We start from the raw sequence: 21,450 nt of genomic DNA on the forward strand, positions 1-21,450 counted from the left end.
TAATTTTTACTAACTATAAATTTATTATCATGAGCGACGATTTAAGCAAAAAGGGATTTCAGGACAGAACGAGAATCAATATGAGTGAACCACACGAAGTTGCATACTGGACTGATAAATTTGGAGTAACTAAAGAGGAACTTCAAAAAGCAATTGAAAGAACAGGTACCAACAGTGCTTTAGAAATTCAAAAAGCATTGAATAACAATAATAAGTAACATAATAAATATTATGCCTTGGTATAAAGGAGATTATCCGCCATCTTATAAGAACCAGCCCGTAAAGCTCCGTGATAAAGCTGTCGAAATTGCCAATGCACTTCTTAAAGAAGGTGTTGAAGAAGGTATTGCTATTGCCACCGGTCTTAAACGTGCAAGAGCATTTTTTCGAAATGAAAAGAAATGAAGACCAATAATCTTATAGTTGAATGGCGGATTTTTTTGATATAAATGATAAAAGAAGATGAAAACAAAGACGGAAACAAAAACAGCTATTTCGAAGAAAACCGATGCATTGTTAAAAAAAGGCATATCGGCTAAAATTCCTTCTGGTATAAAGCCAATGCTTGCTACATTGATTAATGCTCCATTTGATGATGCTGATTGGATATATGAAGTAAAATGGGATGGTTATCGGGCTGTTTCTTATATAAATAAAGGTTCTGTCACTATTTCATCACGCAATAATAAATCTTTTGCAGAGAAATATTATCCCATTACAGCTGTCATGGAAAAATGGTCTATCAATGCCGTACTTGACGGAGAAATTGTCGTTATTGGTAAAGATGGCAAAGCCAATTTTAGTGCGCTGCAAAACTGGAGAAGTGAAGCCGATGGCAATCTGATTTACTATGTTTTTGACCTTCTTTGGTACAATGGCATCAATATTATGCCACTTACTCTTGTTGAAAGACAGGCTATTTTAAAAGAAATTCTTCCTGTCAACGATGATCGTATCCGGCTGAGCTTAACATTTACGGGCAATGGAATTGACTTTTTTGCCGCCGCAAAGAAAATGGGCCTGGAAGGAATTATGGCTAAAAAAGCCAATTCTGTTTACAGTCCGGACAGTAGAAATAAAGAATGGCTAAAAATCAAGGCAAACCTGCGTCAGGAAGTTGTTATTGGCGGATTTACAAAAAATGATGGCTCGTCTAAACAATTCAGTTCCTTATTACTTGGTGTTTTTGAAAATGGCAAATTTCAATATGTTGGCAAAGTAGGTACCGGCTTTAGCGATAAACTTCAGAAAGAGATGATGCAACAATTTCTACCCCTAATTACAGACAAAATTCCCTTTGCTTCTGAACCTGATATTAACAAACCCTCCCGATTTCGTCCTAATCCGCCTAATGCAGTTGCAACATGGCTAAAACCTGCACTGGTTTGTGAAGTTAGCTTTGCAGAAGTTACCAGCGATGGTGTTTTTCGTCATCCCTCTTTTGAAGGTATGCGATCTGATAAAAAAGCTACTGAAGTAGTACGTGAAACTGCAGAAGCAACAACAGAAATTATATCAGATCTCCAGGAGAATATCGATAATAAATCCCAATTGGTGGCTGCTCCTAAAAATACAGGAAGAAAAACGCTGCTGAACCCTACTGAAGAATCTCAGGTAAAAAAAATAAAGGGACACAGCCTGAAATTCAATAATCTTAGTAAAATATATTGGCCGGAAGAAGGCTATACCAAACGTGATATGTTTAACTATTACTATCAGGTGGCTGACTATATTCTGCCTTATCTCAAAGACCGTCCATTGTCACTTAATCGTTTTCCGGGCGGTATAAACGGACCCGGTTTTTATCAGAAAGATGTGAAGGGGAAAGCTCCTGAGTGGGCTAAGACATTTCCTTACACGACAAGTGATGGCGAGGATAAGGAATTTCTTGTTGGCGGAGATGAAGCTACACTTTTGTATATGGTTTCACTGGGCTGCATAGAAATGAATCCGTGGTTTAGCCGGATTCAGCAACCCGATAATCCTGATTATTGTGTTATCGATCTTGACCCTGATAAAAATACTTTTGATCAGGTTATAGAAACTGCGCAGGAAGTAAAGAAAATATTGGATGCAATTGAAATTCAAGGTTTTGTAAAAACATCAGGATCTACAGGAATTCATATTTACATTCCGCTTGGCGCAAAATATTCGTATGACCAGTCGCAAATGTTCGCAAAACTTATTGTATCAATTGTTCATGAGCAGTTGCCTGAATTTACATCTATGGAACGCCAAATCAAAAACAGAGATGGAAAAATGTATCTCGATTTCCTTCAAAATCGCCCCGGTGCAACAATTGCCAGCCCTTATTCGCTTCGGCCAAAACCGGGCGCGACAGTATCAATGCCCTTGCATTGGGATGAAGTCAAAAAAGGGCTTACTATGAAAGATTTTACTATTAAAAATTCAATTGAGCGCATTAAAAGTGAAGGGGATCTCTTTAAAGGTACTTTACAAAAAGGCATTGATATAGCTAAAGCACTTACTAAAGCCCAAAGCATCTTTTTTTAGATAAAAAACACTATTGTGCGATTTTAAAAAAAGCAATCCGTAAATAAAAATTTCAGAAAATGGAAGATATAATAAAACAATTTGAAATAGGTTTAAGAGCCCACCTCGAAAGTACTTATACCCTATTTGATGAGCAGGATGAAATCAAAAAATTAGATGACATCGAAAAAAACGTTACTGATTTTGTTGACAATTATTTGCTTGAAACGAATTTAATTGCAGGAGATGTGGCAATAGCTACTCAGCATATTGTGGACGATTTTGTACAATCAAAAATAAAATAGAAAGAATGAGGCGAAATGTAAGAATTATTATTTTTTGACAATAGTATCTATTTAAAAAATTATATTCTTACAAAATATAAATAAGGCATGGTAATTATATAACAATTGCAAATAATTATATAAAAACAAGGTATATAACACTTTTATTTTTGTTTTGAATCAATATTAATTGTAAACTATTCCTTATGTACAAACCTAAACTCACTATAATTTTATTACTTTTCTCCTTATCTTTTGTAAGTATTAATTGTGGAAATTGTGATGATGAAGATTCTCCAAGAGAAAGGAAGGAAAATTTAAATATAAAAAAAACCGATACTGTAAATTTTAAAAAATAATGCTTAACAAAAGCAGTTATTTACTACTATTTTTTGTTGTCATCAGCTATCTTTATTTATTGAGGATCTAAAAGATTTTGCATTGAATACTACAACTGGCATTATCATCTCTGTTCCTTTTACAGCTTACATATTTAACTCTAAGGCAGAATAATCACCTGCATTTTAGAGAGTATTTTTTTATTTTTTCTACATTTTTATGCACTTTCTAACATTGATTGTTAGTGATAAAGGTGTCTTTATTTCATTAAAACCCATACTAAGGAATAACGATTGTATAACAAATAAATACCTGTTCATAAGCGATATTATAAAACAGACATTGTCTCCATTTAAATTCTTTATAAGCAATATGGGAATTATATAAGAAATCCGTGAAATTATGTAAATCGCTCTTTATTGACCCTTCTACTTTTGAAAAATGAGCTTAGAAAGAAAAAAATTACAATTTATAACCCATAATAAAATTCATATCGACTAAATACGTATTATATCGATAAAAAGCACTTTTAAAGCTCAAATAAATCTTTCATTTAAATCACGGATTACGATAATAATTACCTGAACCTATTTAAACAAATTATTAATCTATTAAATGTTATTTTATGAAGTATAAAAATATTTTACAAATTGACGACGATTATGACGACTGCGAATTTTTTGAACAAGCCTTAAAGGCAGTTTCTCATGCTCATTACACTGCTGTGAATAATCCGCTGGATGCTTTAAAACAGCTCATAAACAAAGAGATAAAGCCTGATCTCATTTTCATGGATGTTAATATGCCTCTCATGTCCGGTCCGGAATTATTAACAGAAATTAAAAAAAGGGACATAACCAAAAACATTCCTGTCATTTTGCTGTCAACCTCTCCTTTGCTTTCCAGAAATCACGGAAAAGTTTCAGGAGCTAAAGATTACCTTATTAAACCCAATACTTTTATGGAACTTAAAAATTTGATAAGAAATACACTCATCTAACACTAGATGAGTCTATTTCTTATTAAGTTAAAATTCGAAAAGAACAATAACCTGGTATTCACTAAATCAAAAGCCATGAAATTAATTACTGTTAAAACACATGCTTATCTTGACTATATTGTTGGAATCTTTCTTTTGGTTGCGCCTTTTGTTTTCCATTTGGGCCGCAAAAGCCCTGAAGGCCTCATCTTTTACATTCTTGGCGCAGGCTTGCTTGTTTACAGCATGATAACCAATTATGAGTTAGGTCTTTTTAAAATAATTCCAATGAAAATTCATTTATTTCTGGATGTATTATCCGGAATTTTTCTAGCTGCTTCTCCATGGATTTTAGGCTTTTCAAATCGTATTTATCTTCCGCATCTGGTATTAGGCTTATTTGAAATTGCAGCGGGCCTGATGACCAGTTCAAAACCAAATCCAAATCTTTAAAAAATTGCTGTGAATATGTTTTGGGATGGTATTTTTCATCTTTTTACTTTACTTTCTACCATAGTTGGAATTTATTTGCTTTGGAAAGTGATGCGAAAAATCAATATCAATACCTCCGGAAATCTTGTTACAGGAGGAATGCTGACAGGCTGGGGGATTTTTAATTTAGCAGAGGGAATTATTAATCACCAGATTCTTGAAATACATAATGTTAGAGAAATCACAGCTAACAAGGAGCTTTGGAATTACGGATTTCTTCTTTTTGGAATTCTACTGCTCCTTTTTGGATCGTTCCTAATAAGAAAAGTTACTTTAAACAAGTTTAGCTAAATTTTATAAAGTAAAAAAAGCCACTCATCAAGAGTGACTTTTTAAGATATGAAGCGAACTAACCCTATTTAAAAAAATAACCGATTGTTATTTGAAAAACCCTATTCTTCATATCACTATTAATAACATATGTAGCTGCACTTGCATCTTTAAATATGTCCGAATAAGAAATATTATATCTTAAGTCTGCATAAAACTTATTTTTAAACTGATATCCTAATCCAAAATTTACCGAAGTGTCGATACCATTTGCATAGTCAGATAAATTGAAAGTCTCATGATTTTCATAACCCAAAAAATTATCCTGATATTTGTTATTGGCTTTTAAAAGAATTCCTATTTGAGGTCCCGCTTGTACACTTAATCCTTTTACTACGTAATATTTTAACATTACAGGAATGTTTAAATAATTGAGTTCAATTGTGCTTTTATAATGTGAATTTTCTACATCTTTATCAGAATAGGTAAATTTCATTCCCTGTTGGCTGTATAGTATTTCCGGTTGAATTGCAAAGTTTTTTGCTAAAGGAATTTCCGCCATTACACCAGCCGTAAAACCTGTTTTATGAGATGATTCTAATTCATTTTCGTCAGAAGTAAGACTGGAAATATTCAAACCTGCTTTTACGCCTATTTTAACCTTTTCGGTTTGAGCCGTAACTGTTGCACACAAAAAAAGTGTACATAAAACTAGTATGGATTTTTTCATAGTTTTGTTTGTTTTAAGATTGACAACTCTAAAAATTAGAGCTGTCAAATCTTTATTTTTTGTTACTTTTTAATAATCTTAGCAGTATATTTTTTCCCTTGCACTGTACAATCTAAAATATAAACTCCCGTATTCAACTCACTTACATTAATATTCGATGGAATACTCGTGTACGTTTTGCTCCATAATGTATTTCCATCCATTGCATAAATTTTAATCTCGGTTTTACCGTCAATTTTATCTGTCAGGAAGATATTTACATTATCAGCAGCCGGGTTAGGAAAAACTCTGAATGAATTCGTTAACTTGCCAATAATCAGACCTTTTGATTCAATTGGTTTAGACATGCTGTTGCATCCATTGCTATTTGTTGCTTCAAGACTGTAACTTCCTTCCCAAATAGTGGCCACCATTTTTTGAGTTGCATTTGGAATCGGTCTTCCGTTTAAATACCATTGATAAGATGTTGCATCTGCCGAAGCCACTAATTTATTTTCATCTAAAGGCTGAATTTCCGGAACCTCATTTTCAAGAACCGAAATACTGGTTCTTAAAATTTTACCCAATCCGTTTTCGTTGTAAACAGTTACATAATAATCACCGCTTTCTGTAGTAACATAAGTTGGATTTGTAGAACCGTCAAACCATTCGTAAGCCGCATAATCTCCAGGAGTTAAAGTCACTTCCGGACCACAAATATTTCCGCTTGGTAAGTTAGACTCAAAATTATCAAAGACCACTTTTACGGTTTCTGAAACTGTACATCCATTTTCCAATACAGCCGTTACAGTATAATCACCTGCTTCAGTTACATCGATACCACTTGTAGTAACGCCGTTATTCCATTTATACGATGCAACGTTTAATTCACTTTCAAGGAAATTATTCCTGGCATCTATATAAAAACTTTTACCGGCATAACCGTGCACTACCGCATTATCAAATATTTTGAAATTTGACGATACATTTTGATACACATAATTCTTAATTACATTGTTTTTTGTAATAAGATCATTTTCAAGATTTGCCTCAATAGTAAACACATCAGAATCGCCTGAATTATCCAATTTAGGCTGTTTTTTGAAAGTATATTCGATACTTCCTCCAACAGGAATTGCTGCTCCTACCGTTTCTGAAGTAGTTTCGCCTGTATTCATATATTCCAGTCCTAATTGAATCGCATTTGCTGCAATGACAACTTGCCCTTCGTTTGTTAATTTCACTTTAACATCGCCCGCACCGCAAATATCTTTTGGAGATAAAATTTGTACTGAGACATCTAAAACTGGTTCAGCAATTACTTTTAAATCATCCAAAACCATGTACGAGTAACCGTCTGCCTTTGCATGTCTAAAACGGATCATAACCGATTTCCCTGCGTATTTAGTAAAATTAATATCTGCTTTTAACCATTCCTCATCAACATAAACACCTTGTCTGGTGTTTCTCCAAATTTCAGTCCATTCGCCACCCAAAGTTTTTACTTCAACAAATAAAGCATCGTTGTAATTACTCTGCATTGCATAATAGAATTCTAAAGCTGTTGCTTTGTCTGATACTTTATACACTGGAGAAATCAATTCACTTTCATAAGATAAATTTTCTAATTGGCTGTACAGCATCAATGCCGATTTATCTCCGGTATGATCTGCCATCGGAACTGATAAATTCTCATTATCAGGCGTTGTAACATTTCTCCATGGATAATTTTCATCACTTTGATTCGATACATAGCCATTTGTACCAAATAATGAACCTTCGCCTACAGTTGAAAAATTCTCTAAAGTCAATTCCGGTGCTTTATCAACAACCTGGAATGTTCCTTTAATGCTTTGTGCCTGATCTTTTGATGTACCGTCTGCAATTACTTTTACGTTAATTTCATAATTTCCGGCATCCAATTTTGGAAGACCATCAATTTTAGAAACAATCGTTTCACTTTCTAATATAGGATCTGCTTTTTCTATTACAACCGGAGCGCCAACGGCAGTTCCGTTTTTAGAAATTTGATATTCGATCTTAACTTTATCGATTGTTTTATAATCTAAATTCATGGCACTTACAAAAAATTCATGAGATGGAGCATCTTCATAAACCTTTTCAGCAACACTTAAATTCGATAATCCAATAGATTCTTTCGTATCTTTAAGTTCAATGTTATCTACTGCAAATCCGCTTGCATATAATCCATTGTCATTGTGTACAAAGGCAACCTGAACGCAGGATTTACCTGCATAAGCACTTAAATCTACATGATAAGGCGCCCAAGCTCCATAGTATGGCAAATGATAGGCTTCTGTCCATGTTTTACCACCATCAGTACTTACTTTTACATATCCGTCAGAAAGCTCTAAACTATCTCCAAAACCATCAAATGATAAATAAGCTTCTTTGTAATTTGTCAAATCAAATACCGGCGAAACCAACATATCGTTTGAAGAATCACAATTACATTTGTCATCATTACTCGCCATAAAATGAGTATGGTCGTCAATGAACCATCCCGGAGAACCTAAATCATCACGTAATCCTTGTTTCCATCCGTCGGCATTTTTATTTTCGAAAGTTCTCCAGCCTTTGTATTTACTGTCATCTTCAAAATTCATTTTGTATGGAAGAACAGTTACTTTTTCATCTTCATTTTTCCAATTATCATAATAGAATGTTACCGTATTATTTGACGGTTTAACATCTTTGGCTATATCTTCAGGGAAAACTGAAACTGAAATCGTATGTTCTCCAATATTTTTCAAATTGATATTTGGCGTAGAAAATGTTATCGTATCTCTAAATTTCGTGAACACTAAAGTTGTTTTCTCTGTTTTTGAGAACACTTCATTTTGATCCGCATCCAGAATTTTAGTTGTAATAACAACTGGCTGGCTGGTTTTTGCAAAATTATTCATGATGGCAGTATTTACTGTAACATTCGTATTGTCAACAGTACAAGCTCCGGCATTTACTTTTGAAGATACTACCTCTAAATCATAAGGTGCATCACCTACATGGATATTATCTACCATAGCACCTAAAAATCCATCATTATAATCATCAGTAATAACGCGGAAACGAATCGCTACTTTTTTTCCTGCCAATTCATTTAAACGCATTTGGTAAGGTGCTTTTGATCTAATTGTATTTATTCCGGTAAACCAATCACCTTCAACAAGTTCATTGTAATGAGGATCGGTAGGATAATTAGCATCAGCCACTTTTTTCCAATTTTGTCCTTTGTCTTCAGAATATTCAACAATTAAACCGTCGTATCCTCTGTGAAACAAGTAATACAAATCAAATTCTACATAAGGAGAAGCTACATTCGTAAAATCAAATATTGGAGATTCTAATGTAAAATCAGCATTAATTGCTACTTTACTGGTTTCATCACCAAATTGTACACATGCCCATGCATATTTTGAGTTAGTATCTCTCATAGATACAGGCGCTTGCTGCCAAATAAATTTTTGATCTACTGCATTAAGTGATTTTGTATACCATCCTCCAGGCGTATTTTCAAAAGCCATATCATACGGCAGCTGTGTAACCATACCATTGTATACTGCATCTGTAGCACTATTATTGGCAACAACCGGATCTTTATCAAATTCTAAAAATGACTGATAGGTATACAATCCGGCTTTAGATAAATCAATAGTAGCATCAAAAGGAATTGTAATTTCTGAATTCCTTGCAAAATCAGTACTTAAAGTTACCTCTTTCCAAATTGTATCCGTTTCTGCAGTATTTAAATATCCAATTTTTAATTTAGTACCGGCAACAATATCCTGACAGCCTAAATTATACAGTTTAAGCGATAAAGCATGATTTGCAGGCAATGCACCACCTGTGTATGCCGGAAGATTTAATCCTAAAACTTTAACATCATAATCTTGTTGTGAAGGCGCAACAATGAAACTCGAAATCACCGAAACTCCGTCCTGAGTTCCAAATTCTTCAACCGGTTTCAGATCAAGTTTAAATTCTACATAATTCAAATCAGTTGCACTTACTTCGTACGGAAGAGAATCCTGAATTTTTAAAGTGGTTTCCTGACCTATGCCCAAATCTTTATCCAGAGCAACAGCACCAGTATTGTCATAAAGGTCAAAAAATGTACCACGAAAACCAGCCACCATTAATCTCAATTTGTAATTAATGCTGTCCTTCGCTTTCATTACTGTAGCTCCAGTATTTTTAATTTTAATATAAAAAGGTTCATCTCCTTTTAGAGTTCCGCAGCTTACAGTAGGATTTTCTATAGAAGAAATCGCAAATTGTTTGTCTGAAAAAGCGGGTCCAACTCCAATAGCATGCCACGCATTTGTAACCTGAATGTATTCTTCAGATCCAATTCCGTATAAATCTTCTGCTGCTAATAAAGATGCCTGACGCATATCGCTAAAAGTAGCAGATGGTGCTAAATATTCCGTAAGAGTCATGTAAGCAATTTTTTCTGCTTTAGCAAGACCAAGGCCTTTTACGCTGTAACTTTCATTAAGGTCATTTACGCCTTCTCCACCTTTAACTAAAAGATAATACCAATAATTGGTAATTCCGCTGTTAACGTGTACCCCGCCATTATCGTATGAAGTATCGGCAGGATCTGCCCAGTTCTCACCTCCGTAAGTATCCGGCTGTCCTTGCGCTTTCGGATTGGCCATGCTTCTTAAACTTCCGTGAGAATATAATTCATCACCCAGCATCCAGATATCTTTTTCGGTATCTTTTCCTGAGTAAAATTCAATAGAAACACCAAAAATATCACTAAATGATTCATTCATCGCGCCAGATTCTCCTTCGTAAATTAAATCAGCTGAAAATTGTGTAACAGCGTGTGTTAATTCGTGTCCGGTAATGGCTAAACTCACATATGGAGTACCGTAACCATCTCCAAATTGTGCCCATCCGCCAGTCCAGGAAGCGTTTTCAACATTATTACCCAAATGCGCCAGACCAATAATGGTCATTCCCTTATCATCAACACTATTTCGGTCAAATTTTTCTTCGTAATAATCGATTGTTTTTTGAATTCCGTAATGAATATCAATAGCGGCTTCATTTCCATCTTTATCATACAAATCATTCCAGTTATTATCCTCATCGATATACTCTGTAAGTATTTCATCTGTAGGATGCTCGTAATGATTCATGTTTAAGGTAGTCATTGGCACTTTATATTTTCCTTGTAAAGCTTCTAATTTGTAACCTTCAGGATATAGCTTTGTATTAAAAGTAACATCACCGGAATAACGTGATTTTCCTTTTCCAATATTATTATCCGGAACAACATTTGTACTTTGACCCGCAACATGAACATCTCTGTCTAAAGCTACTTTCAGGATTATTTGTCCGGAATCGGCATCAACATAAATGGTTTGACTTGATTGTGGATTAGTCGCAAAAACATCGTATTTCCACGCCAGGTGATATTCTTTCAATTTGGAAGAATAATTAGGTCCAACATAAACCAGCTCGCCTTCAGGCTTTTTGCTGAATTTCTGATTCACTAATGCCGACATTTTTTTGCTTTGCCAAACATATTCTTTTGCATTCACATGTTTCATTGCATTGTCTAAACCCTGAGCCGAATTGACTTTGTATTTGCTGCTTGCCGGCAGTTTTTTACTTGTTTCTCCAAAAGCATCAATTTTAGTTTTATTCTCTCTGACTTTATAAATCGCACCTTCAACAGGAATGGCATTATGAAACTGCTGATAAGTAGCCAAAGTTCGTCCGTGTTTATCCGAAACCGATTTTAGCTGCATTTTATCAGAACCTGATAATTCAAAATCTCCTTTTTTTACTTCGAATACATTTCGAACCTTCAAATTAGCCGATTTAGCAAAAGATTTCACTTTTGAGATCGTGTCCTTTGGCATTGCTTTAGCTGTACTATTATTTCCTTTTTGACCAAAGAATTTTTTACTTTCTTCGGCACTTTTTTTAATTGCTTCACTTTCTTGTTTAGAAAGTTCTTTTCCTTTTCTCTTTTCTTCTTTTGGAAGAAATTGATTATCGGATTCATTACTTGCACTTACACTCGGATCAGCCGTCTTTTTAGACACTTGAGCCTTTTTTTGAATTGCGGCTGGCGATTGTACAGCCATTTGCACATTGCCTGGTTTGCTTTTTTGTAAAGATGACTGAGCCATTCCCACGGAACAGACCAAGAAACCCAACAAAAGAAACAAATACCTCGGTTTAGAGTAAATCTGGTTCATTTTTAAAAATTTAAATTAGTATTAAGATTTGTTTAGTTAAGAGTTTAGAAGCGCCACAATGGTTCATAGAAAACCACAAAAGCAAATTCTAAGAATCAATTTGGAGGTTGATTTTTAGAATTTGCTTTTGTTATTTTTTCTAAAATTTTTAAGAGTGCGCTCTTCTTTGTTTTTGCTTCCTCTAAAAGTTCATCAAGACTTTTAACAGGTTCATTCTTTTTCTTGGTGTTCATCAAACCTTATTTATATATAGATTTGGCGAATATAGAATGACAGTATCAGGTACTGAAAAAAAAGACTGATGCAAAAACCTTCGCAGGTAAAAATGCATCCCTAGAAAAACATTCGTTTTAAGATAAATACAAATAAATCAAGTAGTTACTTTAAAAATTATTTTATGATTGATTGTATTTAAATGTGTTCAGATAAGTAGAGATATTTACTTTTTCGTTGGTTAAATCAAACTTTTTACGAAGTCTTGCACGGGCACTTTCTATAGATTTATAAGATTGTCCGGTAATTTGAGAAATTTCTTTTGTAGTTAAATCCAAATAAAGCAGTGCACACAATCTGCGGTCTTTTGGGGTAAGTGAAGGATAGTCGACTGCAAGTTTGTCAAAGAAAGATTTATGTACCTGCTCAAAACTCATTTCAAATTCTTTCCAGATATCTGCATTTAAATCTTTTTCGAGGCGTTTTAAAACAATATCAATAGCATGCTGCATTTCTTTGTTTGCCGTTTGAAGTTTAATCTTTTTCAGATCGGTCAGGATTTCATTGATATTATCTGTACGACGTATTTCTGACATTGCTTTTCCTACCAAAACCATATTTTTTGCCTCAAGACTTTGTTTAAGTTCTTGTTGTTTGGCATTTAATGTTTGTTTTTCGAGCTGATTTTTTATATTCTTATTTCGATATCTTATCAGTAAAATAATCAAAATCAAAATCCCTACAACCAGTATTAATCCTGTTACATAAAATTTAAATCGGTTTTTCTCTTCCTCTAAAGTTCTTATTTGGCTGCGAACTTTATAATCCTGCTCCAGTCTTATTCTTTCCAGATTTACGGCTTTCTGCTCAATATTTATGCTATCACTTATAGCGGTATACTGCTTAAAATAATAAGCCGCACTTTTATAATCTTCTTTGCCTAAATAGGCTTCATACAGGATTTTATTCAATTTCAGTCCAGAAAAACTATAGACATTTTCTTTCGCTAATTCTAAAGCTTCTTTTGCATTTATAATGACATCATCAAACTTTTTTTCTTTTAAATTATATTCAGAAAAAGACTCATATACAAAGGATTTCAAAGAATTATCTGATACGTTTTTGATTAAGGAAAAAGCGTTTTGAAAATAAAGCTCCGTATTTTTTCTATCTTTCTTTAATGCGTAAGCTCTTGCTAAATTGGTATAAATGTATCCTGTTAAGGTATCATTTTTTAAAGTTTTGGCTTTTAAATCTGCCTTATGGAAATAATATAAAGACGAGTCTATATTTTTATCTAAATATATGGTTCCGATATTGTTTAAAATTTTAACCAGTTTATCAGATTCCTTTTTAGATTTTTGATACTGATAGACATGCAAAAAAAACTGAAGTGCTTTTTCCTGGTTATTACTTTCTGCATAAACAATTGCCAGATTGTTTTCTATTTTAGAAATTTCCTGAACATTGTTAGTGCTTTTATAAATTTCATATGCTTTTAAATAATATTGCAAAGCAATGTCCAGAACATCTTTTGAATCGTATATATTACCCGCAGAAATATATACTTTAGCTAAAATTTCATCTGACTTCGATGCTTTTTTTGCTTCGATTTCAGCCAATTCCAGATATTTTATGGCTCTGTTCCAATCAGAATCCTGAAGTGCAGCCGCAATTTTCAGGCACAGATCAACCTTTTTCTCATGATCTTCAATTCTATTTAAACTATCAATTAGTTCTTTTGTTGAAGACTGAGAATAACATATGAAGGTAAAAAAAATAAGAAAGGAAGATAATAATCGTGCCATCGTTGTAAAACTATAAAGATGGATTCAAAATTAAAGAAAATAAGCCATAAAAGAAATAAAACTGTATGTTGTAAAATCTCTTAAATAATGTATTTACAATAGATTATTAAATGGAAACAACACTTGCATAGAATTGACAAATCAATTATACCTTTTTGCCAGCCTTTAAACAGTATTGCTTTAAAGGCTTTTTTATTTTTGGCAGACCTTTCAAAAAGAACTTTCTTCGACAGTTCCCTAATTTTTGTTTATTTTTTAAGCAGGCTATCTCTTACTTAGAGCGCCAATGCTTTATTAATCAACCGCTGTTTTCTAAACTGATATATTGATCCGGCAATAAAGAACACCAATAAAATAAGAAGTGTATTACCAATTACGGGATCTTTTATATCTTTCGCCAGCGGATGCCCTACCGGAACTCTGGTAAAAGTTTCATTAACGGTTGGAACAAGAGACAGGAAAAAACTAAAGGACAGCCAGAAATTTTCAAAATAACGCGCCCTTCCGCTGTTCTTCTTTTTTGAATTCAGAAAATAAGCTGCCAATACAAGAACAATTATAAAAATAGAAAAGACATGTCCCGGATTAAAACCGCCATGTTTTGAAATACCTAATGAAGTTAATGAAGTAACAATAGTTCCGTAAAAATATATTTTACCGGATAATGCGTTCAAATTGATTTTACCGTATTTGATAAAATCCGATAACGCTGCTATAATTGAAGCAACACCAATGATAGTGTGAAAAATTCCTAAACTTGATAATCCCATTTTATACTGATTTAAATTTGTTTGAAAATACATCGCAAACTTCCGATAGATCAAGGAGATTAGTTTTGGCAATTAGTCCAATTATTTGGCAATTTAGTTCACAAAAAAAGTATTTTTAAAACTATATTGCAAACGTATATAAAATGAGTCTTCATTATGGTTTGTTATTCAGCTTCTGTCTGTAATTTGTTGGGCTGACGCTGTATTTACCGGTAAAACTTTTGGTAAAATTTGCCAGATCATTAAAACCGCAGTCAAATGCTATTTCAGTAATACGCTGATCAGAAACCTGAAGCAATTCGGCTGCTTTCTCAAGCTTTTTAGCCTTAATATAATTGGCCGGTGTATCGTGGTATATTTTTGAAAATTCACGTTTGAATGATGACACACTCAAATTATTCTGCTGTGCCAGTTCTTCAATTGTGAGCTGAGAAAATAAATTTGCTTCAATTATTTGTTTGAAAGTGTAAGTCGTGGGAGAAAAAAGCTGCGATAATATCAGCTGTATCGAGTCTGAATTTTGTGTTTGAGACAACAGCAGTATAATTTCTTTTACTTTCAGAACCAGGATATCTTCGTTGATCAAAGATGGATTCTCAAAATAAAACAATAATCCTTCGATGTATTTCTGAATTAAAAAATCGTTGTTTATTTTTTCACTTGATTTATTCGATAAGACATTCTTGGGTTTCTGAAGCAATAACGGAAGTTCCCTGTCATATATTTTCTTTAATATCTCCGGATAAAAGGTAACAATTACAATTTCACAATTATTTTTTGAATTTGAATTGTACAGCTGTTTGCCTGAATTTATACAATTCAGTAATAACGAATAATGAGTCGCAATGTTTATCTGTTCATCATCGATCTGATACTCAACCTCACCTTGCTTCACATATAAAAAACAAGCCTGTTCAGTAACCGGAAAATCAAATTTAAACGGCGGTGTTAATTCAATTTTCTGAATCAGTGTTTTACCATATAAATCGTGTTTTTTGTAATCGTTTATCATATATTTTTACCGTTACAAAATCTTTTAAGAGCGGTTTAACGATTAATTTTTCTACTTCTTCAGATTAAAGCATATAATAAACGCCATGCTTTAGCTCCATTCCGGAAACTGTGTACGATTTAAGTCCAATTTTTCAATCGCCTTCATATCTCCATTATCAAGACTAAAATCAAATATGTTAAGATTTTCTACGATGTGTGCTTTTTGCGAAGATCTCGGAATAGCGACAACACCACGCTGAAAATGCCATCTTAGATTTACCTGAGCAACGGTTTTGCCGTGTTTTTTGGCAATCTGAGCAAATACTTCATTTGTAAAAAGCCCGTTTCGGCCTTCCGCAAAAGGCGCCCATGCTTCCATCTGGATATTATGCTTTTTTAGCACATTATACGCATTCTCCTGCTGATAATAAGCATGTGTCTCAATCTGGTTCACAGCCGGTTTTACTTTAGCATAAGACAAAAGATCCGTCAGTTGATCTGAATCGAAGTTGCTTATCCCTATAGCCTTGATTTTTCCAGCCTTATAAAGTTCTTCCATTGCCTGCCAGGATCCTTTTACATCGCCTCTTGGACGGTGGATAAGGTACAGATCAAGATATTCAAGTCCTAATTTTGCCAATGTCTCCTCAAAACCTTTTTTAGCATTTTCATAACCAGCATCATCAACCCATAGTTTCGAAGTAATAAAAAGATCTTTCCTGTTAACCCCGCTTTGTTTTATTCCTTTTCCTACCGCCTCTTCGTTTCCATACACTTTTGCCGTGTCAACAAGGCGGTAACCTGCTGATAAGGCATCGGCTACAGATTGCTGGCATACTTCTCCTCTAAGTCCATAAGTTCCAAATCCGAGCATTGGCATTCTTAAGCCGTTATTCAGTTTAACATTTGGAATATCTGCAGCATTTTTATCCATTAAAACATTTGCGAACAATTTGGGCATACCAAACAGCCCCGCGTAAATTCCAACAGCTGCGGTGTTTTGTAAAAATCTACGTCGGTTTAGTCCGTTTTTTTGGTTTTGAGAATCCATATTTTTTGGTGTATTAGTCAGTTCGTATCAGTTGATAAAAGTATATATTATATTTTATATAGAAAGAGCCGTGATTGAAAATTTAAATTATATAAAGTAAAAAAATAATTAGAATAAAATTTTATTTTTATACTAAATCCAGATTGGAATGCTGAGATTTTATGCCTAAATTGGTAATATGAAAACAAATTCAGAGGTATTGATTATAGGTGGCGGACTTGCTGGTTTAACAGCGGCTATTCATCTGTCTCAAAAGAATTTGAAAGTAATACTGATCGAAAAATCCGAATATCCCAGGCATAAGGTTTGTGGTGAATATATTTCGAATGAAATTTTGCCTTATCTGAATTGGCTTGGCGCCGATGTTTCTGAACTTTATCCCACAAAAATCTCTACGTTTGAATTTACCACCAATACCGGAAAAACTGCAACAGCAAAACTTCCGCTCGGCGGATTTGGTATCAGCAGATATGCGCTCGATGATTTTTTATATCAAAAAGCTATATCAAACAATTGTACGGTAATTAAGGAGAATGTTACTGATGTGACTTTCAGCAACGATATTTTTACTGTTACAACTTCTGAGCAAATCTTAACGGCTAAAATAGTATTAGGTGCCTTTGGCAAACGTTCTAATATAGATCAGGTTTTAGATCGTAACTTTTTTCATAAAAAATCTCCATGGTTGGCCGTAAAAGCACATTATGCCGGTAATCTGGATAATGATGTTGTTGCGCTGCACAATTTTAATGGTGGTTATTGCGGAGTTTCCAAAGTAGAAAATAATATCATAAACATTTGTTATCTGGCCGATTACGCAACTTTTAAGCAATATAAAAACATTGAGGATTATCAGCAAAATGTCCTTTATAAAAACAAACATCTTAAAGCTGTTTTTGAAAACAGTACGCCTCTTTTTGATAAACCTTTAACGATAAGTCAGATTTCGTTTGAAAAAAAACAGCCTGTAGAGAATCATATGATAATGATTGGCGATACGGCAGGCCTTATTCATCCGCTTTGCGGTAACGGAATGGCAATGGCAATTCATAGTGCCAAAATTGCATCAGAATTAATCTTAGCCTATTATCTTAAAAATATTTCCAGAAATCAATTAGAAAAAAATTACACAAAGGAATGGAATAAACATTTTGGAAAAAGAATATTGATGGGCAGAGTTCTCGCGCGAATCTTAACCAATAAAACAATAACCAATATATTCGTTTCGGCTGTCGCTTCATTTCCTAAAATACTACCCGGAATAATCAGACAAACTCACGGTAAACCAATAGCAATTAACTAAAATGACCGTAAACACAAAATACAGAACACAGGAAACCGAAATAATGGACGATTTTTCTCTGCAGGGAGAAGAATTAAGAGATGCTCTCGATCAAATTGCGCGTATTAATCAACTGCTCGGCGGGAATAATATTACGCTGCAGGGAATAAAAAAATTATTAAACCAATCTGATCAAAATAAAACAATTACAATAGCCGATATAGGCTGCGGAAATGGAGATATGCTTCGGATGCTGGCAAAATTTGGTCAAAAAAACAACCTTAGTTTTAAACTTACAGGTATCGATGCCAATGATTTTACCATCAATTATGCAAAAAAATTATCAAAAGAATTATCAAAAGAATATTCTAATATCGAATACAAATGTGTGGATATTTTTAGTGAAGATTTTAAAACCATGAACTATGATATTATTTTATGCACCCTAACGCTGCACCATTTTACCAACGAACAAATATTAAAAATAATTAGTATCTTTAGTAATAATGCTCAAATCGGCATCATTATCAACGATTTGCATCGAAGTAAAATAGCCTACAGGCTTTTTGAACTGATTTGTGTTATTTTTAATTTAAACCGAATGTCACGCGAAGACGGACTGATTTCAATTCTGCGAGGATTTAAAAAAAACGAACTCGTGGCATTTTCTAAAAAACTAAATTTAAAAAACTATACCATAAACTGGAAATGGGCTTTTCGCTACCAGTGGATAATTGCAAAAAGATGAGTGTAAAAATAGTAACGGTTGCCAGGCAACTTCCAAAATATTCGCGTGCAACTGCTGATATACTTCCAATGCTGGAAGGCTGGCTGCACGGACAAGATGAACGATTTATAAAAAAAGTAAAAAAGATATTTGAAGGCGCTGCAGTCGACAAAAGGTATTCGATCATGGATCCTGAAGAAGTTTTTACCGCCACATCATTTGAAGAAAAAAATGATATTTATACGCGTGAAGTCATTATTCTGGGCGAACAAGTGCTTCAAAAAGCACTCGAAAAAGCAAATTGGGATCCGCAGAGCCTGGATTATATTATTACCGTAAGCTGTACCGGAATTATGATTCCGTCTTTGGATGCTTACCTCATCAATAAAATGAAATTACGACAGGATATTGTGCGTCTTCCGGTAACCGAAATGGGTTGTGCGGCGGGAATATCTGGTATTATATATGCGAAAAATTTTCTGAAAGCAAATCCCGGAAAACGTGCCGCTGTTATAGCAGTAGAATCTCCAACGGCAACATTTCAGCTTGACGATTTTTCGATGCCCAACATTGTAAGTGCTGCTATTTTTGGAGACGGATCTGCCTGTTGTTTATTATCTTCTCACGAAGACGATTATGGTCCCGAAATAATAAATGAAGAAATGTATCATTTTTATGAAGCAGAACATATGATGGGTTTTAAACTTACCAACAGCGGCCTGCAAATGGTTTTAGACATAGAAGTTCCGGACACTATTGCTTCTCATTTTGGTGCTATTATTCATCCGTTTCTCCAAAAAAATAATTTTGAAATTAAAGACATTGACCATATGATATTTCATCCTGGCGGAAAAAAAATCATTACTACGGTAGAAGAACTTTTTTCGGGACTAGGCAAAAATATCGATGATACAAAAGAAGTTCTCAAACAGTATGGTAATATGTCGAGTGCAACCGTATTGTATGTTTTAGAACAAATTATGGATCGAAATCCAAAACAGGGAGAAAAAGGTTTAATGCTCAGTTTTGGCCCAGGATTTTCGGCACAAAGAGTTTTATTACAATGGTAATTATTAGAGAAAAATTATGAAACTGACCGATATTTTAGCGAAACTGCCGTATAGCAAACCGTTTTTGTTTGTGGATGAATTACTGCACGCAGACGAAAATAGTGTGACCGGCACTTATACATATAGTGAAGATCTCAATTTTTATAAAGGTCATTTTAAGGATAATCCGGTAACTCCGGGCGTAATCCTGACAGAAACTATGGCTCAGATTGGACTTGTTTGTCTGGGTATTTTTTTACTGGGCGATACTTTTACTAAAGATACTGTAATTGCTTTTACCTCAGCCGATATGCAGTTTTTAAAACCAGTTTATCCAAATGAAAAAATAACCGTTACTTCTCAAAAAATATTTTTTAGGTTTGGAAAATTGAAATGTGATGTAATTATGAAAAACGAAGCCGGACAAGAAGTCTGCAAAGGTATTTTGGCTGGCATGATGACTAATAAACTATGAGCAAGCGAGTTGTAATAACAGGATTGGGCGTTGCAGCTCCTAACGGAGTTGGAATTGCTGCATTTAGCCACGCCATAAAAAACGGGATTTCTGGAATTAGGTTCGATAAACAGTTACAGGAATTACAATTTTCCTGCCAGATAGCCGGTCAGCCGCAAATATCTGAAGAACTCAAAGCTGAGTATTTTACCGAATTGGAATTGCGAGGTTTTAACAGCACCGGTATTTTGTACGGCGTTATTGCAGGAATAGAAGCCTGGAAAAATGCCGGATTACCAATAGAAATAAACGACGAACCCGATTGGGACAGCGGTACTATTTTTGGATCCGGAACCTCCGGAATTGACAAATTCCGCGAAAGCATTTATAAAATAGACGAATTACAAACCCGAAGATTAGGCAGCACTGTTGTGGCACAAACCATGAATAGCGGTATTAGCGCTTATCTTGGCGGAAAATTAGGCTTTGGAAATCAGGTTACCACAAATTCATCTGCCTGCGCAACAGGAACCGAAGCTATTATGATGGCTTACGATCGTATAAAAGCAGGACAGGCAAAACGAATATTGGCCGGAAGTACCGGAGACAGCGGACCTTATATCTGGGCGGGATTTGATGCGCTTCGTGTTTGCAGTTCAAAATATAATGAAAATCCGGAACAAGGTTCAAGACCAATGAGTGCAACAGCTTCAGGATTTGTACCAGGCAGCGGTGCCGGAGCATTGGTTATAGAAGATTTAGAGAGTGCATTAGAACGCGGTGCAACAATTTATGCCGAAATTTTAGGCGGAGATGTAAACTCTGGCGGGCAACGCGGCAACGGAAGCATGACTGCACCAAACAGCACAGCCGTGCAGCGCTGTATTACGAATGCAATTTACAATTCTGGTATTTCAGCTGATGAAATTGACGCTATAAACGGACATCTTACGGCAACCACAAAAGACAGTCTTGAAATTGAAAACTGGACAAAAGCACTTGATCGAAAGGGAAATAATTTTCCGTATATTAATTCTTTAAAAAGTATGACCGGACATTGTTTAAGTGCTGCCGGAAGTATCGAAAGTGTCGCAGCCGTTCTCCAGCTTCATGAAGGTTTTATATTCGGAAATATAAATTGCGAAGATCTTCATCCTGAGATTAGTACTCTTATTGATCCTTCAAAAATTCTTTTAAAAACAATTGATAATAATCCTAAAATTATTGCCAAAGCAAGTTTTGGTTTTGGCGATGTAAATGCCTGTATAATTTTTAAAAAATTTCAAAAATAATAG

At 34.4% G+C, this 21,450-nt stretch carries 19 protein-coding genes; 12 read left to right on the forward strand and 7 right to left on the reverse strand.

Annotation, left to right across the window (positions count from 1 at the left end; genetic code table 11):
* Window positions 1-29 precede the first annotated feature (29 nt).
* The 7 genes from ACZ0AH_RS17705 to ACZ0AH_RS17735 all read left to right on the forward strand — a co-directional run bounded on the left by ACZ0AH_RS17705 (window position 30) and on the right by ACZ0AH_RS17735 (window position 4,878).
* A complete protein-coding gene (locus ACZ0AH_RS17705) occupies window positions 30-218 on the forward strand; it encodes a DUF3606 domain-containing protein (RefSeq protein WP_463477108.1) in 189 nt (62 codons plus the stop codon).
* A gap of 13 nt (window positions 219-231) precedes the next feature.
* Window positions 232-405 (forward strand): DUF2188 domain-containing protein, encoded by a 174-nt coding sequence (locus ACZ0AH_RS17710; RefSeq protein ID WP_463477109.1) that lies wholly within the window; start codon window positions 232-234, stop codon window positions 403-405.
* A 57-nt stretch (window positions 406-462) separates the two neighbouring features.
* A complete protein-coding gene (ligD, locus tag ACZ0AH_RS17715; protein ID WP_463477110.1) occupies window positions 463-2,514 on the forward strand; it encodes a DNA ligase D in 2,052 nt (683 codons plus the stop codon).
* A gap of 59 nt (window positions 2,515-2,573) precedes the next feature.
* Window positions 2,574-2,798 (forward strand): hypothetical protein, encoded by a 225-nt coding sequence (locus ACZ0AH_RS17720; RefSeq protein ID WP_463477111.1) that lies wholly within the window; start codon window positions 2,574-2,576, stop codon window positions 2,796-2,798.
* A gap of 943 nt (window positions 2,799-3,741) precedes the next feature.
* Window positions 3,742-4,116 carry a response regulator gene (locus tag ACZ0AH_RS17725; protein ID WP_463477112.1) on the forward strand — a complete coding sequence of 125 codons (375 nt, stop codon included), beginning with the start codon at window positions 3,742-3,744 and terminating at the stop codon, window positions 4,114-4,116.
* Window positions 4,117-4,191: 75 nt separating this feature from the next.
* Entirely contained in the window at window positions 4,192-4,548 is a 357-nt protein-coding gene (locus ACZ0AH_RS17730; protein WP_463477113.1) for an SPW repeat domain-containing protein, read from the forward strand.
* Between the two features lie 15 nt (window positions 4,549-4,563).
* Window positions 4,564-4,878 (forward strand): DUF2243 domain-containing protein, encoded by a 315-nt coding sequence (locus tag ACZ0AH_RS17735; protein ID WP_463478119.1) that lies wholly within the window; start codon window positions 4,564-4,566, stop codon window positions 4,876-4,878.
* Window positions 4,879-4,942: 64 nt separating this feature from the next.
* On the opposite strand, the gene ACZ0AH_RS17740 is transcribed toward ACZ0AH_RS17735, so the two are convergent.
* The 7 genes from ACZ0AH_RS17740 to ACZ0AH_RS17770 form a co-directional block, all read right to left on the reverse strand.
* Window positions 4,943-5,587 carry a porin family protein gene (locus ACZ0AH_RS17740; RefSeq protein ID WP_463477114.1) on the reverse strand — a complete coding sequence of 215 codons (645 nt, stop codon included), beginning with the start codon at window positions 5,585-5,587 and terminating at the stop codon, window positions 4,943-4,945.
* 62 nt (window positions 5,588-5,649) lie between these two features.
* Window positions 5,650-11,808, reverse strand: a complete 6,159-nt coding sequence (locus ACZ0AH_RS17745; protein ID WP_463477115.1) for a M4 family metallopeptidase — start codon at window positions 11,806-11,808, stop codon at window positions 5,650-5,652.
* Between the two features lie 95 nt (window positions 11,809-11,903).
* Complete coding sequence (locus ACZ0AH_RS17750; protein WP_463477116.1) at window positions 11,904-12,041, reverse strand: hypothetical protein; 138 nt, start codon at window positions 12,039-12,041, stop codon at window positions 11,904-11,906.
* A gap of 162 nt (window positions 12,042-12,203) precedes the next feature.
* Window positions 12,204-13,829, reverse strand: a complete 1,626-nt coding sequence (locus tag ACZ0AH_RS17755) for a hypothetical protein (protein ID WP_463477117.1) — start codon at window positions 13,827-13,829, stop codon at window positions 12,204-12,206.
* 275 nt (window positions 13,830-14,104) lie between these two features.
* Entirely contained in the window at window positions 14,105-14,599 is a 495-nt protein-coding gene (locus ACZ0AH_RS17760) for a hypothetical protein (protein WP_463477118.1), read from the reverse strand.
* A 154-nt stretch (window positions 14,600-14,753) separates the two neighbouring features.
* Window positions 14,754-15,611, reverse strand: coding sequence for an AraC family transcriptional regulator (locus ACZ0AH_RS17765; RefSeq protein ID WP_463477119.1), 858 nt, complete (start codon window positions 15,609-15,611; stop codon window positions 14,754-14,756).
* A gap of 90 nt (window positions 15,612-15,701) precedes the next feature.
* Window positions 15,702-16,643 (reverse strand): aldo/keto reductase, encoded by a 942-nt coding sequence (locus ACZ0AH_RS17770; RefSeq protein WP_463477120.1) that lies wholly within the window; start codon window positions 16,641-16,643, stop codon window positions 15,702-15,704.
* A gap of 178 nt (window positions 16,644-16,821) precedes the next feature.
* Here ACZ0AH_RS17770 and ACZ0AH_RS17775 point away from each other — a divergent pair, with 178 nt between their 5' ends.
* The 5 genes from ACZ0AH_RS17775 to ACZ0AH_RS17795 are packed head-to-tail and all read left to right on the forward strand — an operon-like array spanning window position 16,822 to window position 21,447.
* Entirely contained in the window at window positions 16,822-17,946 is a 1,125-nt protein-coding gene (locus ACZ0AH_RS17775) for an NAD(P)/FAD-dependent oxidoreductase (RefSeq protein ID WP_463477121.1), read from the forward strand.
* Between the two features lies 1 nt (window position 17,947).
* Window positions 17,948-18,673 carry a methyltransferase domain-containing protein gene (locus ACZ0AH_RS17780; protein WP_463477122.1) on the forward strand — a complete coding sequence of 242 codons (726 nt, stop codon included), beginning with the start codon at window positions 17,948-17,950 and terminating at the stop codon, window positions 18,671-18,673.
* Window positions 18,670-19,722, forward strand: a complete 1,053-nt coding sequence (locus ACZ0AH_RS17785) for a type III polyketide synthase (protein WP_463477123.1) — start codon at window positions 18,670-18,672, stop codon at window positions 19,720-19,722. Before ACZ0AH_RS17780 ends, ACZ0AH_RS17785 begins: the two co-directional genes overlap by 4 nt.
* A 16-nt stretch (window positions 19,723-19,738) precedes the next feature.
* Window positions 19,739-20,176, forward strand: a complete 438-nt coding sequence (locus ACZ0AH_RS17790; RefSeq protein WP_463477124.1) for a 3-hydroxyacyl-ACP dehydratase FabZ family protein — start codon at window positions 19,739-19,741, stop codon at window positions 20,174-20,176.
* Window positions 20,173-21,447, forward strand: a complete 1,275-nt coding sequence (locus ACZ0AH_RS17795) for a beta-ketoacyl-[acyl-carrier-protein] synthase family protein (protein WP_463477125.1) — start codon at window positions 20,173-20,175, stop codon at window positions 21,445-21,447. The genes ACZ0AH_RS17790 and ACZ0AH_RS17795 overlap by 4 nt, the downstream gene beginning before the upstream one ends.
* Window positions 21,448-21,450: the final 3 nt, after the last annotated feature.

This window comes from Flavobacterium sp. AC105 (assembly GCF_979258495.1).